13 protein-coding genes are annotated in these 15,265 nt (G+C 67.8%); 3 read left to right on the top strand and 10 right to left on the bottom strand.

Annotated elements, in window-relative coordinates; translation table 11 throughout:
* The first annotated feature begins 21 nt into the window (after positions 1–21).
* The 3 genes from eagT6 to LE197_RS29340 are packed head-to-tail and all read left to right on the top strand — an operon-like array spanning position 22 to position 2,045.
* Positions 22–456 (top strand): type VI secretion system effector EagT6, encoded by a 435-nt coding sequence (eagT6, locus tag LE197_RS29350; RefSeq protein ID WP_003083692.1) that lies wholly within the window; start codon positions 22–24, stop codon positions 454–456.
* Positions 457–471: 15 nt separating this feature from the next.
* On the top strand, positions 472–1,764 hold the full coding sequence (tse6, locus tag LE197_RS29345) for an NAD(P)+ glycohydrolase Tse6 (protein ID WP_003104959.1): 1,293 nt from the start codon (positions 472–474) through the stop codon (positions 1,762–1,764).
* Positions 1,761–2,045 carry an immunity protein Tsi6 family protein gene (locus tag LE197_RS29340; protein WP_003104961.1) on the top strand — a complete coding sequence of 95 codons (285 nt, stop codon included), beginning with the start codon at positions 1,761–1,763 and terminating at the stop codon, positions 2,043–2,045. Before tse6 ends, LE197_RS29340 begins: the two co-directional genes overlap by 4 nt.
* A gap of 114 nt (positions 2,046–2,159) precedes the next feature.
* On the opposite strand, the gene vgrG1a is transcribed toward LE197_RS29340, so the two are convergent.
* The 10 genes from vgrG1a to tssA form a co-directional block, all read right to left on the bottom strand.
* Entirely contained in the window at positions 2,160–4,091 is a 1,932-nt protein-coding gene (vgrG1a, locus tag LE197_RS29335; RefSeq protein WP_003142374.1) for a type VI secretion system spike protein VgrG1a, read from the bottom strand.
* A 46-nt stretch (positions 4,092–4,137) separates the two neighbouring features.
* On the bottom strand, positions 4,138–6,846 hold the full coding sequence (gene tssH, locus LE197_RS29330; protein WP_010793589.1) for a type VI secretion system ATPase TssH: 2,709 nt from the start codon (positions 6,844–6,846) through the stop codon (positions 4,138–4,140).
* Positions 6,839–7,885 carry a type VI secretion system baseplate subunit TssG gene (tssG, locus tag LE197_RS29325; protein WP_003104969.1) on the bottom strand — a complete coding sequence of 349 codons (1,047 nt, stop codon included), beginning with the start codon at positions 7,883–7,885 and terminating at the stop codon, positions 6,839–6,841. The genes tssH and tssG overlap by 8 nt, the downstream gene beginning before the upstream one ends.
* Positions 7,849–9,708 carry a type VI secretion system baseplate subunit TssF gene (gene tssF, locus LE197_RS29320; RefSeq protein ID WP_003083676.1) on the bottom strand — a complete coding sequence of 620 codons (1,860 nt, stop codon included), beginning with the start codon at positions 9,706–9,708 and terminating at the stop codon, positions 7,849–7,851. Before tssF ends, tssG begins: the two co-directional genes overlap by 37 nt.
* Complete coding sequence (tssE, locus tag LE197_RS29315; RefSeq protein WP_003104971.1) at positions 9,705–10,214, bottom strand: type VI secretion system baseplate subunit TssE; 510 nt, start codon at positions 10,212–10,214, stop codon at positions 9,705–9,707. Before tssE ends, tssF begins: the two co-directional genes overlap by 4 nt.
* Position 10,215: 1 nt before the next feature.
* The gene (gene tagJ, locus LE197_RS29310) at positions 10,216–11,061 is read right to left on the bottom strand and encodes a type VI secretion system accessory protein TagJ (protein WP_003119488.1); all 846 of its coding nucleotides are present in this window, start codon (positions 11,059–11,061) and stop codon (positions 10,216–10,218) included.
* Between the two features lie 167 nt (positions 11,062–11,228).
* Positions 11,229–11,717 (bottom strand): type VI secretion system receptor/chaperone Hcp, encoded by a 489-nt coding sequence (gene hcp / locus LE197_RS29305; protein WP_003083670.1) that lies wholly within the window; start codon positions 11,715–11,717, stop codon positions 11,229–11,231.
* A 75-nt stretch (positions 11,718–11,792) separates the two neighbouring features.
* A complete protein-coding gene (tssC, locus tag LE197_RS29300; protein ID WP_003104973.1) occupies positions 11,793–13,289 on the bottom strand; it encodes a type VI secretion system contractile sheath large subunit in 1,497 nt (498 codons plus the stop codon).
* A 12-nt stretch (positions 13,290–13,301) separates the two neighbouring features.
* The gene (tssB, locus tag LE197_RS29295) at positions 13,302–13,820 is read right to left on the bottom strand and encodes a type VI secretion system contractile sheath small subunit (protein ID WP_003083666.1); all 519 of its coding nucleotides are present in this window, start codon (positions 13,818–13,820) and stop codon (positions 13,302–13,304) included.
* A gap of 88 nt (positions 13,821–13,908) precedes the next feature.
* Positions 13,909–14,943 carry a type VI secretion system protein TssA gene (tssA, locus tag LE197_RS29290; protein WP_003104975.1) on the bottom strand — a complete coding sequence of 345 codons (1,035 nt, stop codon included), beginning with the start codon at positions 14,941–14,943 and terminating at the stop codon, positions 13,909–13,911.
* Positions 14,944–15,265 lie beyond the last annotated feature (322 nt).

Here is a 15,265-nt window from a genome sequence, read left to right as displayed (position 1 = left end):
CCTAGGGAAGGGGTTAACACAGTGACGCTCTATCGCCTCCACGAAGCCGATCTCGAGATTCCCGATGCCTGGCAGGACCAGAGCATCAACATCTTCAAGCTCCCCGCCAGCGGCCCCGCCCGCGAAGCCAGTTTCGTCATCAGCCGCGACGCCAGCCAGGGCGACGCGCCGTTCGCCGACTATGTCGCCCGCCAACTGGAGAATGCCGAGAAGCAATTGCCCGGCTTCAAGCTGCACAAGCGCTGGGACATCAACATCCACGGCCACGCCGCCGTGCTCCTCGACTACCAGTGGCAGCGCGAGGGCCGCGACCTGATGCTGCGCCAGGTGTTCATCGAGCGCCGCCCGGCGGTGCTGATCACCACCCTGACCACCACCCCGGCTGACCTGCCGCACCACGAGCCGGCCTGGAAGCAGGCGATGCAGACCCTGGTCCCGCGCCCGACCCCTAGCTGATCCGAGTACCGACGCATGGATGCGCAAGCCGCCGCCCGACTGGGCGATGAGATAGCCCACGGTTTCGGTGTCGCCGCGATGGTCGCCGGAGCCGTGGCCGGAGCCCTGATCGGCGCCGCCGTGGTCGCCGCCACCGCCGCCACCGGCGGCCTGGCCGCGGTGATCCTGGCCGGTTCGATCGCCGCCGGCGGGCTGTCGATGTTCCAGATCGTCAAGGGCCTGACCACCATCTTCGAGCTACCCGAGCCGACCACCGGGGTGCTCATACGCGGCAGCTTCAACGTCTACGTGAACAGTCGCAACGCGATGCGCGCCGGCGACGACGTCTCCGCCACCTGCAGCGGCCTGCCGCTGAACCATCCGCTGTGGCCGTTCCCGGTGCTGATCGCCGAAGGCAGCGCCACCGTGTACATCAACGGCAAGCCGGCGGCGCGCCTGCAGAGCAAGATGGTCTGCGGCGCGCACATCAAGACCGGCAGCCAGGACACCTTCATCGGCGGCCCCACCGAGCGGGTGGCCTTCGTCCTCGACCTGGAGGAATGGCTGCACACCGGCCTCGAGGCGCTGGGCCTGGCGGCCCTTGCCGGCGGCCTGCTGCTGGCGGCGATGGCCGGGGTCGCGGCGCTGGCCGGCTTCGTCGCCATCGGCGGGCTGATGATGGGCGGCATGGCCCTGCTCGGCGACCTCGGCGACCGCCTCGGTCCCGGCTACCGCGACCTGTTCCAGGGCGTGGCGGGGATGGCATTGCTGGGCTTCGGGCCGAAACTCGCCGGTCGTCGTCCGGCAGCGGTGACCTCCGAAACCGCGCAACGACGCGCCTACCTGAACAACAAGTTCGGTCGTTCCGGCAACCTCGACCACGACATCAACTACCGCGGGAATCGTGAAACCGCCGCCAAGTTCTTCAAGTCGAAGGACATCGATCCTGCCGATGCCGAGTCGTACATGAACGGCCTGGACTTCAACCATCCGGTCCGTGTGGAAACCCTCGCGCCCGGCAAGAACCTGTGGCAGTACCAGTCCCCCGGAGCGCCGCAGGGCAACTGGTATACACTCAGCCCGCGCGTGCAGCCCACGGAGCTGGGAATCAACCCCATGGGCACCAACCGGGCGGCGAACACCATCGAACCCAAGGTCCTCAACTCCTACAGGACGACCCAGAAGGTCGAGGTCCTGCGCAGCACCGCTGCGCCGACCGATGACTTCTGGTCGGTAAAGGGACAGTCATATCCCGCCAAAGGCGGCGCGCAACAACTGTTCTCCAACGAGAAAGGCTCCTTCGGTCTGCTTCCCCGGGAGGGATCATGACACCCATCGAATACATCGACCGCGCTCTGGCGCTGGTCGTCGACCGGCTGGCCCGCTATCCGGGATACGAGGTCCTGCTGTCCGCGGAAAAGCAATTGCAGTACATCAGGTCCGTCCTGCTCGACCGCAGCCTGGATCGTTCCGCACTGCACCGGTTGACCCTCGGCAGCATCGCCGTGAAGGAATTCGACGAAACCGACCCGGAACTCTCCAGGGCCCTCAAGGACGCCTACTACGTCGGTATACGCACTGGCCGCGGCCTGAAGGTCGATCTGCCCTGAGCGCAACACCATCGGTCTTGAGCGACCGCCGCTTCTGCCTGGCGAGGACATGCGCGAATCGTCAAGGCTCCCGCGGCGTCCCGCCCAAGGGCGGGCAGCCAGGATGCCGCCGCCTCAGCCCTTCGCCGGCGGCGGAAACATCGCCTGTACCTGGCCGTCGATGGTGCCCTGCACGCCCTTGCCCTTGGCGTCGACCTCGCTGGCGCCGCCGGAATTGAGGTCGAGGCGGCCGCCGGTGTCGATGTTGCCGTTGCCGCTGGCGTAGAGGTTGAAGGCGCTGCCGGAGATATTGATGGTGCCGTCGGCGTTGAACTCCACCACGCTCTTGCCGCAGACCAGGCGGATCTGCGCGCCGGCCTCGATCAGGTAGGTGCCGGTGACGCTGTCGCTCTTCGCCCCGCCCACCAACAGGGTGTCGTTGAGCTTCACCGCGCGGGTGCGGTTGTTGCCGATGCGCGCCAGCTCGTCGTGGCCGATGCTCTTGTTGCGGTCGTGGCCGACCGACAGCGAGGCATCGTTCTCGACCAGGTTGTCCTGGTTGCGCTCGGCGTGGATGTATAACTGCTCGGCGCCCTTCTTGTCCTCCATGCGGATCTCGTTGAAGTTGGCCGGCGTGCCGCCCTTGCTCGAACGGCTCTTCATCCCGCTCTGGGTGGCGTTCGCCGGCAGCTCGTAGGGCACCGTCTGCTCGGCGTTGTAGACCCGCCCGGTGATGATCGGCCGGTCCGGGTCGCCTTCGAGGAAGCTGACGATCACTTCCTGGCCGATCCGCGGGATCTGCATCGAACCCCAGTTCTTCCCGGCCCAGGCCTGGGACACGCGAATCCAGCAGGAGCTGTTCTCGTTCGACTGGTCGTGGCGATCCCAGTGGAAGTGCACCTTGACCCGGCCGTACTGGTCGGTCCAGATCTCCTCGCCCTTGGGCCCGACCACCACCGCAGTCTGCGGACCCCGCACCACCGGTACCGGAGTCTGCGGCAGGAGACGGAACGACTGGCTGGCGTCGATGCAGTCCAGCTCGCTCTCGAACTGCGAGCCGGCGCCGCCGCTGCCGGTTTCGTAGAGTTCCTGGACCACCCGGTATTCGGCGCCGACCACCAGGTACTCGCGGTTCTGGTCATCGCGCGGATAGCCGCTCAGGCGGAACAGGTGCCCGGCGCCGATCCCGCGCACCACGCCGCGCAGGCGCACGCGCTCGTGCTGCGCCTGGATCGCCTCGATGCGGTTGCGCGCGTACTGCTCGCCGTCCTGGCTCTGCACGTATTCGCCGGGATAGTCGTACAGCGGGTAGTCGGCCGCCGCGTGCGGCCGGGCGATGTTCGAACGCACCTCCAGGCGCGCGCCGGGGCGCTGGAAGTCGTAGTCGTTGAGGGTCAGCGAACCGGGCTGGACCTCGCGTGCCATCTGCCAGTCGAAGAAGTGGTCGCGCTCGCGATGGCCGAGGGTCGGCGGGTAGTACGGCACGCTGGCGTAGCCACCCGGGCTGCGATGCGCGCCGTAGGCGTCGGAGAGCACCAGGATGTGGCGCTTCTGCTCATGGCGGAACCAGTAGTAGATGCCCTCCTGTTCCATCAGCCGGCTGATGAAGTCGAAGCTGGTCTCGCGGTACTGCACGCAGTATTCCCACTCGCGGTAGGGGCGCGTGAGGGCATCCTCGAAATCGGAAAAGCCGAGGTCGCGGAACACCTGCTTGATGATCTCCGGCACGCTCTGGTTCTGGAAGATGCGGCAGTCCGAGGTGCGCGTCAGCAGCCACGGCCAGGGCCGCAGGGTGGCCTGGTAGCCGGCGAACTGGCCGTGCCCGGCCACCTGGCTACAGCGCGCGACGATGCCGTGAAAGAAGCGCCGGCTGCCGCCGGGCAGCTCCAGCGACAGGCTCATCGGCTTGCCGAGCAACTGCTCCAGCGGCAGGTTGGGATTTTCCGATACCAGGTGCAGCTCGTAGGCGAACAGCCGTCCCAGTTCCTCGCGTCCCTCCATGCGCTGCAACAGCAGCACGTCCGGCCCCAGCGGGCAATCCACCTGGACCAGGCGGGTCAGTTGCATCAATCCCATCGACGGTTCCTTCTACTGCTCTACGTGTCGCTGGTTGTCACTCGGCCTCGGCGAAGTCGTAGTGGAACTGGTTGTCGCGGCTACTGATGCGTACCCCGGCCAACGGCTTGCCTTCGAGCATGCGGGTGAGGAACTCGCGGCTCATGTCCGGCAACAGCGTGTTGGTGAGGATCGCGTCGATCATCCGGCCACCGCTCTCGGTCTCGGTGCAGCGCGAGACGATCAGGTCGACGACGCCCTCGTCGAACTCGAACGGCACCTTGTGGGTCGCCTCCACGCGCTTCTTGATCCGCCCCAGTTGCAGGCGCGAAATGGCCTTGAGCATGTCGTCGCTGAGCGGGTAGTAGGGGATGGTCACCAGGCGGCCGAGCAGCGCCGGCGGGAAGATCTTCAGCAGCGGTTCGCGCAGCGACTTGGCGATGGCTTCCGGCTCGGGCATCAGTTCCGGATCGGCGCAGAGGCTGGCGATCATCTCGGTGCCGGCGTTGGTGGTGAGCAGGATCAGGGTGTTCTTGAAGTCGATCACCCGGCCTTCGCCGTCCTCCATCACACCCTTGTCGAAGACCTGGAAGAAGATCTCGTGGACATCCGGGTGGGCCTTCTCCACTTCATCCAGCAGCACCACGCTGTAGGGCTTGCGACGCACCGCCTCGGTCAGCACGCCACCCTCGCCGTAGCCGATGTAGCCGGGCGGGGCGCCCTTGAGGGTGGAGACGGTGTGGGCTTCCTGGAACTCGCTCATGTTGATGGTGATGACATTCTGCTCGCCGCCGTACATGGCCTCGGCCAAGGCCAGCGCGGTCTCGGTCTTGCCCACCCCGGAGGTGCCGGCGAGCATGAACACGCCGATCGGCTTGCTCGGGTTGTCGAGGCCGGCGCGGGAAGTCTGGATGCGCTTGGCGATCATCTCCAGCGCGTGGTCCTGGCCGATGATGCGCTTCTTCAGGTGCCGGTCGAGGTTTAGCACGGTCTCGATCTCGTTGCGCGCCATGCGGCCGACCGGGATGCCGGTCCAGTCGGCGACCACCGAGGCCACCGCCTGGTAGTCCACGGTCGGCAGGATCAGCGGCTCTTCGCCCTGCAACGCGCTCAGTTGCGCCTGCAGCTCCGCCAGCCGCGCATGCAGCGCCTGGCGCTGTTCCTCGTCGAGACGCGCCTCGCCTTCGCCCAGCGGCACGCCGCCGGCGTCCACCGCTTCGGCGGCGGCACGCAGACGGGCGCGGGTCTCCAGCAGTTCGTCGACCAGGCGTTTTTCCTCGGCCCAGCGCTGCTCCAGGGCGGCCAGGCGCTCGCGCTCCTCGGCCAGCAGGGTCTCGGCGTTGCGCTGGCGTTCGGCGGTGGCGACGCCGATGGCGCTCTCGCGGCGGATGATCGCCAGCTCGGTTTCCAGCGCCTCGATGCGCCGGCGGCTATCGTCGACCTCGGCCGGCACCGCGTGCAGGCTGATGGCGGTGCGCGCGCAGGCGGTATCCAGCAGGCTCACCGACTTGTCCGGCAGCTGGCGCGCCGGGATGTAGCGGTGCGACAGCCGGACCGCCGCCTCCAGCGCCTCGTCGAGGATCTGCACCTGGTGGTGCTTCTCCATGGTCGACGCGACACCGCGCATCATCAGGATGGCCTTGTGCTCGGACGGCTCGTCCACCTGCACCACCTGGAAACGCCGGGTCAGCGCCGGGTCCTTCTCGATGTGCTTCTTGTACTCGGCCCAGGTGGTCGCCGCCACGGTGCGCAGGGTGCCGCGCGCCAGGGCCGGCTTGAGCAGGTTGGCGGCGTCGCCGGTTCCGGCCGCGCCACCGGCGCCGACCAGGGTGTGGGCTTCGTCGATGAACAGGATGATCGGCTTCTCGGAACTCTGCACGTCTTCGATCACCTGGCGCAGGCGCTGCTCGAACTCGCCCTTCATGCTCGCCCCGGCCTGCAGCAGGCCGACGTCGAGGGCGCGCAGTTCGACGTCCTTCAGCGCCGGCGGGACGTCGCCGGCGACGATGCGCAGGGCGAAGCCTTCCACCACCGCGGTCTTGCCGACGCCGGCCTCGCCGGTGAGGATCGGGTTGTTCTGCCGGCGGCGCATGAGGATGTCCACCAACTGGCGGATCTCCTCGTCACGCCCGACGATGGGGTCGAGCTTGCCGCTACGGGCCTGCTCGGTGAGGTCCACGGTAAAGCGCTTGAGCGCCTCCTGCTTGCCCATCGCGCTCGGCGCCAGGGCGCCGCTGGCCTCGCCCGGGGCGGCGCCGGCGTTGAAGCCGTCGCTGGCCGACAGGCCGTTCTCCGGCGAGGCGCCGACGTACTCGTCGAAGCGCTCGGTGAGCGCCTCGACCTTGAGCTTGGCGAATTCCGCCGACAGCCCGGTGAGGGCATGGCGCAGGCTCGGCGTCTTGAGGATGCCGATCACCAGGTAGCCGGTGCGCACCTGGCTCTCGCCGAACATCAGGCTGCCGTAGACCCAGCCGCGCTCCACCGCTTCCTCGACATGGGAGGACAGGTCGGTGATCGAGGTCGAGCCGCGCGGCAGGCGGTCGAGGGCCTCGGTCAGGTCCTTGGCCAGGCGCGCCGGGTCGATCCCGGACTGGCGGACGATCTGGTGCAGGTCCGAGTCCGGCAACTGGAGGATCTGGTGGAACCAGTGCACCAGCTCGACATAGGGATTGCCGCGCAGCTTGCAGAATACCGTGGCGGCCTCGATGGCCTTGTAGGCCAGGCTGTTCAGCTTGCCGAACAGCGCAACGCGACTGATCTCACTCATGTTCCTTCTCCTTGTGCTCGTGCGGCCGCGCAGTGGCGTACTGGCGGGCCAGCAGTAGATCCCTGGCGTCCTGGCCGGGATCGCCCAGCCAGGTGTTGAAACCGAGCCGCCCGCCGCCCTGCAGGCCCAGCGGGGGTACTTCGTGGCGTTGCAGGACCAGGTTGACGTCCCAGTCCAGCTCCTCGCCCAGGTATTCGGCGACCCAGGCGGCCAGCTCGACGAAGTGGTCGCCGTCGGGCAGGAAGCGCTGGTATTGATCGAGGTCCAGCGGCCCCAGGCGCAGGCGGAACTTGTGCTGGCGGTCCCAGACGTGGGTGCCCAGGCAGACGTCCATGCCCAGGCTCGTCGAGTCGACGCCGAGGCGGCTGCGCTCGGGCAGCTCCAGCCATTGGCCGACGTATTCCTCGACCGCCACCGGGACCTCGAAATACTCCGCGAGGATCACCCGCAGGCCGTCCGGGTAGCGGGTCTGCGCGGCGAGGTGGCCGGTGTAGTAGTAGCGTGCGGTATCCGCCAGCGGCTCGCGCCCCCGCAGGCTCGGCATGCCGCGCCCGGAGAGCGCGGCGAGGCGCGCCGACCAGTAGTCGTCGTCGATCCGGTCGTGGCTGATCTCCGGCCGCGCCTCCGCCCAGGCCCGGTAGAACAGGGTCAGCAGGCGGTGGTGGAAGACGTCCATGAAGCGCTTGAAGGTCGCGTCGTTGACGTTGCGCTGGCGTTCCCGGGCGTATTCGGTGAGGTGCAGCGGCAGCGGCCCGTTGGGGCCGGTGAGGCCGAAGAAGAACTGGTCCAGGCGCGGCACCGCAGCGGTGCCGGCCTGGCTCACCGAGGCCAGGGTCGAGGGCGCGAAGGTGCAGTCGGGCTTCTGCCCGAGACGCAGCGGGTCGTCCGCCAGCCGCACCGAATGACCGAGGCGCGGCAGTTGCGGCGACTCGCACTCGATGCGCCGCAGCGCCTGGAAGAAGTCATAGTCCCAGGGCGCCGCCGCCATCCCGGCGAGCAGGTTCAGAGGTTCGGACGGCTGCCCGGCTTCGCCTGCCATCTCATCACCTCGCCCCGTTCGCCGGTGCGCAGCACCGTCTCGGTAAAGCTGTTGATCGACACGTAGCGTGCCAGGAAGCGCTCGAACACAGCGCCGAGAAGGAACACCCCGGTGCCGCGGAACGCGTTCTCGTCGAAGTCCAGGGTGATCTCCAGGCCACGGCCGAAGACGATCGGCCCGGGCATCGGCAGGCGCCGCGTGCAAGGCTTGCTGCTGACCTCGCGCAGGCCCTCGATCTGCAATTGCAGCGCCGGATCGCCGCTGTCGCCGTAGAGCCGCAGCAGCTCGCGCAGGGCGGCGGCGCCCTGGCCGCGCTCGGCCAGCGACAGGTAGTTCAGCGACAGCTGGCTGATCAGCCGCCAGGCGCTGGCATCGTGGGCACGGCTGGCGCGCGGCCGGCTCGGTCCGGCGAGGCAGCGCACCTGCATGACCGGCGCGCTGTCCTCCAGGGTGAAGTCGCTCTTGTGCGCGCCGATCGGCATGAACAGCGGCAGGTCGCGGTTGGTGCACAGCGCGGCGATGCCGAGCTGGCGCAGGTCGTGGCGATAGGGCGCCTGGTTGGCGTCGACCAGGGCGACGAAGGTCTCGCTGCCGACGTAGGTCGAGCGCGGGCCCTTGCGCCGCTGCTTGCTGGACAGCACGCGCGGTTCGCGGCGCACGCTGAAGTAGGCCTGCTCGCGGCCGTAGCGCGCCGGGTCGCGCACCGCGTAGAACGGTTGGAAGGGTTGCTCCGGACCGCTGCCGTGGCCGCTCACCTGTTGCAGCGAATGCACCTCGAAATCCAGCGGACGGGTGCGGTCGACGATCACGTGATGCTCGTTGACCCGGTCGGACAGGTGGATGCGGTCGCAGCGGCGCGGGAACAGGTTGATCGCCGGGGTGCAGAACGGCACCAGTTGCTCCGCGTCCACCGTGCCCTCCAGGCGCTGGTCGTGCTTGCCGAACAGCACGACCAGTTCCAGCTCCTCGCCGTGGCATCGACGCAGGGCGCGGTTCAGGCCGGAGAACTCGACGAACAGGAAGCGCGCCGGCAGGGCGAAGTATTCCTGCAGCAGGCGGTAGCCCTGGAACGCCCGCGGCACCACCGGCAGCAGCGCGTCCTCGTCGTCGAAGCCGCGCGCACGCAGGCTGCTCGTCGGCAGGCGTTCGACCCAGGCATTGTCCGGGGCGCGGACGAACACCGCGCAGGCGTTGCCGAGCAATTGTTCGTAGAGGCGGTAGGGTTGTTCGTCGGCGCCGTGCAGGTAGAGCGGCAGGGCGTCCAGCGACAGGCTGTCGAACGGGATGCCGGCGCCGCTGCGCAGGCGGATGCGCAGGCCGGCCTTGGCCCGCGGCTCGCTGGCGGCGAGGCGGCCGAGCACCGCGGCGGGATTGCCGAAGTAGTCGGCCTGGGCCACTTCCAGCGGCCACAGGGTCACCGGATGGGCGGTGCGGTATTCGCAGGCGGTCTGGTCATCGGGGCCGAGCTGGCCGCGCAGGGAGGCCCCGCGCTCGACACTGAAGCCGCTGCTCAGGGCGCCTTCGTTGGGGTCCGGGCGCAACTGCACCACGGTCATCGACGGGGTCGGCGCCAGGTAGTGCGGGTAGGCGATTTCCAACAGGTTGTGGGTGAAGGTCGGGTACTCCGCGTCGAGCTTCAGCTGGACCCGCGCGGTGAGATAGGCGAAGCCTTCCAGCAGGCGCTCGACGTAGGGGTCGGCGCACTCGAAGCCGGACAGCGACAGGCGCCCGGCGATCTTCGGGAATTCCTCGGCGAACTCCGCGGCGCTTTCGCGGATGTGTTGCAATTCCTGGTTGTAGTACTCGAGCAGGCGCGGGTTCATGTACGCCTCCGCTCGCCCTGGGCGACGCGCACGTGGCCGGTCTCCAGGTCCAGGTTGGTGGTCAGCAGCAGGCGCAGCGGCGCCGGTTCGGCCCAGAGGTCGCCCTCGATCTCGAAGCTCAGGGCGTTGTGGTCCATCTCGCCGGGCAGCAGTTGCGCGCGCACCCGCAACGAAGAACGGATGATGCGCGGCTCGAAGGTGGCGATGGTCTCGGTGAGCAGCGCCTCGATGGCATGCACGTCGACGCTCGACGCGGTGTGCCCGGCCAGCGCCGGCAGCCCGTAGTTGAGCACCGAGTTGCCGGCCGGCATCCGTGCGGCGGGGCCGTGGTCGAACAGCGAAGTGGTGTTGAACAGCCACGCCAGGTCGCGCAGCACCGAGGCCTTCAGCTGGTTCAGGGTCAGCACCCGGCGCTCCGCGGCTTCCTTGAGGTTGCCCGGCTCGTCGTCGGTGAGGCGGTCGAGCAGCGACGGCTGCAGGCGCTCCTGGAGGGTCAGTTCGGCCATGTCAGGCGTCCGTCGGCTCGAAGTCCAGTTCACGCAGGTCGAACAGCGCGGTCTCGCCGGCATCGGTGACGAACAGCCGCTGGCCGACCGGCAGGCCGCTGTCGAGCCATTCGGTCTTGCGCCCCAGGCGCGCGGCGTCGTCGCCGTGCTCGACGGTTTCCGCGTAGCGCGCCGGCAGCAGCGCGACGGTGGCGCCACCGTTGGCCAGGGTCAGTTCGGCCGGCAGCCAGACCAGATCGCGCAGGTCGCTCGGCGCCTCGACCTTGAGGCTGCGCAGGTTGCTCATCGGCAACCAGGCATAGCGACCGTTGACGATTACCTCGAGCACCGGGCCGAGGCGCGTGTCGGCATCCGCCAGCCAGGCGAACGGCGCTTCGCCGATCCGCCCGGGCACCGCCGGCGCGGCGTCGAAGGCCTGCTCGCGCAGGGCCTGGGCGGCCTCGCCATGGCCTTCGGCGTCCAGGCTCAGGGCCTGCAACAGCGGCGCGATCCATTCCGCCGGCTGGCCGAGGATCACCGGCGTCAGGCGCCCGGCGAACACCTCGCGGCGCAGCGCCTCGCAGTCGATGGCGGTGGAGTAGGTCTGTACCATCGGCAGCGCCGAGGCATCCAGTTCGCCGACCACCTTGAGCTGGTTCTGCGCCCGCGCCCACTGGCCCATCACGGCCAGCAGCTGGAACAGGAAGATCCGCAGGGTAGCGTTCGACGGCTGGCTGCGCACCTGTTCCTGCAAGGCTTTCAAGGCATCGTCCAGGCGCCCGGCGCGCAACAGTTCTTCGGCGATCATCGCGATACTTCCCTGTAGCCGGGAGCCCAGGCGCCCGGATGCGAATGAAGGGTCGGCCATGGCGCCCGGCGGACGCGACGGACGACCCGGTGGAATTCAGTACCTCCGGCAGGAGGTCGGGCGGACGAGGTCCGCGGCGCGCCGCGCGCGCCTTCGGCACCCGGCATGGCGGGCGCTCGCACCGGCCACGGCATGGCCTGGCCACGCCATGACCGGCAGCCGGCTCATCAGGCCTGCACGTTCTGGCGGATGTTCCAGCCGTACTTGACCGGACCGCCGTCCTTCGCGCCATCCGCCTTCTGCGGCTGGTAGTCGACCTGGACCTGGGCGAAGTTCAGGGTCACGTTCTCGGTCAGGCGATCCTCGCCACCGCTGCCGCCGGTGCTCACCGAGGACACCAGGACTTCCTTCAGGGTGATGATCAGGTACTCGACCTGGTTCTCGCCGCCGGCCTTGCGGATGGTCAGCTTCGCCTGCGGATAGTGCTTGCCGCTGGAGCAGGCCATCATCAGGTTGGGCGTGGACTTGTCGATGTACTTGGTGAACGACAGGTCCTGCACGTTGACCTTGCCGGCGCCGCCGCCACCGCCCATGTGCATCGACCCGGACTGGGACATGCCCCAGCTCCATGCCAGCACGTCGATTTCCTCGGCGTGAGTCTTGTCCTTGGACTCACCCTTGACGTCGCCGATCTTGATGAACATATCAACAGCCATCTTTCCTCCCGTGTGGCTCGCGCCACTACGCTATGCAAGCGCCCGCCACCATGGCAGGCGCTGTCGTTGAATGCCTCAGGCCTCTTTGGCCGAAGGCAGCTTGGATACCAGGCGTAGCGATACCGTCAGTCCCTCGAGCTGGTAGTGCGGGCGAAGGAAGAACTTCGAGTTGTAGTAACCCGGATTGCCTTCGACTTCCTCCACCACCACTTCGGCCGCCGCCAGCGGGTGCTGGGCCTTGGTGGTCTCGGTGGAGTGGGCCGGGTCGCCGTCGACGTAGTTGAGGATCCAGTCCTGCAGCCAGCGCTGCATCTCGTCCTTCTCCTTGAAGGAACCGATCTTGTCGCGAACGATGCACTTCAGGTAATGGGCGAAGCGGCAGGTGGCGAACAGGTAGGGCAGGCGCGCCGCCAGGTTGGCGTTGGCGGTGGCGTCCGGATCGTCGTACTCGGCGGGTTTCTGCAGCGACTGCGCGCCGATGAAGGCGGCGAAGTCGGTGTTCTTCTTGTGCAGCAGCGGCATGAAGCCGTTCTTCGCCAGCTCCGCCTCGCGGCGGTCGGAAATGGCGATCTCGGTCGGGCACTTCATGTCCACGCCGCCGTCGTCGGTGGGGAAGGTGTGCGCCGGCAGGCCCTGCACCTCGCCGCCGGACTCGACGCCGCGGATCCGCGAGCACCAGCCGTAGAGCTTGAAGGAGCGGTTGATGTTGACCGCCATCGCGTAGGCCGAGTTGGCCCAGGCGTACTTGCTGCTGTCGGCGCCGTCGGTTTCTTCCTCGAAGGCGAACTCTTCCACCGGATCGGTCTTCGCCCCGTAGGGCAGGCGCGCCAGGAAGCGCGGCATGGTCAGGCCGATGTAGCGGGAGTCCTCGGACTCGCGCAGCGAACGCCAGCCGGCGTATTCCGGGGTGGTGAAGATCTTGGTCAGGTCGCGCGGGTTGGACAGTTCCTGCCAGGAACCCATGCCCATCACCGTCGGCGAGGCGGCGGAAATGAACGGCGCGTGCATGGCGGCGGAGATCTTCGCCATCTCGCCGAGCAGCTCGACGTCCGGCGGCGACTGGTCGAAGTAGTAGTCGCCGACCAGGCAGCCATAGGGCTCGCCGCCGAACTGGCCGTATTCCTCTTCGTAGAGCTTCTTGAAGATCGGGCTCTGGTCCCAGGTGGTGCCCTTGAATTTCTTCAGGGTCTTGTGCAGCTCCGGCTTGGAGATGTTCAGCACGCGGATCTTCAGTTGCTCGTCGGTCTCGGTGTTGTTGACCAGGTAGTGCAGGCCGCGCCAGGCGCTTTCCAGTTGCTGGAAGTCGGCGTGGTGCATGATCAGGTTGACCTGCGCGGTGAGCTTGGCGTCGATCGCCGCGATGATCGACTCGATCGACTTGATCGCGTCGTTGGAGATCAGGCTGGTCTGCTCCAGGGCATGCTCGGCGAGGGTCCGCACGGCGGTCTCCACCGCTTCGCGGGCGCGCTCGGTCTTGGGCTTGAACTCCTGCAGCAGCAGGCTGGCGAACTCACTGGTCTGCTCGGTGGTGGTCTGGCCCTGGGCCAGGTTCTCGGTGCTCAATTCGGCCATGCTGGAATCCTCTTACGCCTGCGGCTCGTCGTCTTTGGGCTTCGGCGCGCTGGCCAGGGCCTGAAGCAGGGCCGGGTCCTTGATCGCCTTCATGATCATTTCCTCGGCGCCGGTCTTGCCGTCCATGTAGGTCAGCAGGTTGGCCAGCTGGGTACGCGCCTCGAGCAGCTTGTTCAGCGAATCGACCTTGCGCGCCACCGCGGCGGGGCTGAAGTCGTCCATGCTCTCGAAGGTGATGTCCAGGCTCAGGTTGCCTTCGCCGGTCAGCACGTTCGGTACGTTGAAGGCCACCCGCGGCTTCATCGCCTTCAGCCGGGCATCGAAGTTGTCCACGTCGATCTCCAGGAACTTGCGGTCGGCGACCGCCGCCTGGGGTTCGGCGGGCTTGCCGGCGAGGTCGGCCATGACGCCCATGACGAAGGGCAGCTGGACCTTCTTCTCGGCACCGTACAACTCCACGTCGTACTCGATCTGCACGCGTGGCGCCCGGTTCCTGGCGATGAACTTCTGACTGCTGGTAGTGCTTCCCATCTTGTTTCTCCCTCGCGCGACGGCGGTTGTTAGCGCCGTCGGAATCGCCCCGGCGGCTTGCAGCGTTGGCCCGGACGGCCGCTAGGCGTTACTCGCTTTCCGGGCCTCGCAGGGTTTCGAACTGGGAAATCCCATCGGGGATGAGATTCCTCACGATTTCGGCGAAGTCGGCCGTCACCAGTGTCTTGGCGCGCTTGAGCAGCACCGGCACCGGGCTCGACGGCTCGTGGCGAACGTAATACTCGAGCAGGCGGTCGAGCTGGCGCAGGACGTCTTCGCGGTTGGCGATCTCGCCGCTGGCTCGCGGTGCCGGCGCGGCGACGGCTGCGACAGGCGCGGCGCCCCCCTGCTCGTCGGCGGCCGCTTCGGCGCCCGGCGCCAAGGGCTCGCCGGCGCCCTGCGGGCCGTACAGGTCGAACACCTGGAGGGCCTGGCGCAGCAGTTGACGAAGGGGACCGAGGTCGAGTCCCTGGGCCGAGCCGACCCGTTCGGCGACGCCGCTCTCGATGGCCAGGGCATGTTCCTGGGCGCCTTCCAGGGCGCGCCGGGTGGCGGCCAGCGCATCGGCGTCGGCATCGGCGAAGGCGCCGGCGATCTGCTCGGGACTCAGGGTCTCGCTGGCGAAGCGTTGCAGCCCGGCGGCGTTCAGCGCGGCGCGCAGGTTGACCGGGCCGAACGCCCGCGAGCGCACCAGCGGGATCGCCCAGACCAGTTGCAGCAGCGGTTCGGCGACCAGGCCGGTGAGGGCGTTGATACGGAAGGTGGGGTCGTTGTCGTCATCGGCGTCGAGCAGCGGATAGACGCCGTCCCAGTACTGGCCGAGCAGCTCGCGGACCAGCAGCAGGCCGTCGGCGAGCCCGTCCAGGCCGTCGAGGGCGACGTTGCTCTGCAGCAGCAGGTTGGCTACCCGCAGGTCCTTGCTACGGCCGAACAGTTCGCTGGCCAGCGCGCGTACGCGCGGCCACTCCGGCGGCTCGGCGGGCAGCACGGCATCGCCCATCTGGCGCTCGGGTTGGCCCTGGGCGATGCGTTCGAGTTCGAGGAACGCGGCGTCGTACTCCAGATCGTCGCCACAGGGCGAGTCCGGGGATACGGCAGCCAGCAAAACGGGTACATCCAGCACGGTGACGATCTCCCTATCATCGAAGCCGCTGCGCGGCCCTCACCTTCGCTTGTAAGATCCACTCCGTCGGATCTTGTAGGAGCCATTGATGAATATCGGATGACTCGAAAGGTTGGCAAAATTCTTGTGGCATGCCGCAAGGCTTGTCAAGGAAGGCACAACGCCACTAGTTGCATGACACCGCAGATCGGACAAATCTTTAAAAGACGTAGGATTAGTCTTTTATAATCCGGTACCACCCGATGTGTCTTCCCGAGGCGACGAAACGCCGGAAAGCCGTCGGGCCAGCCTGGATGCGAACCGAAATCCCTCGGGCACGGGG

It is taken from the genome of Pseudomonas sp. PS1(2021), from assembly GCF_020405165.1.
GTDB classification, from domain to species: Bacteria; Pseudomonadota; Gammaproteobacteria; order Pseudomonadales; family Pseudomonadaceae; genus Pseudomonas; species Pseudomonas aeruginosa.
This window is presented reverse-complemented; position numbering and strand designations above follow the sequence as displayed.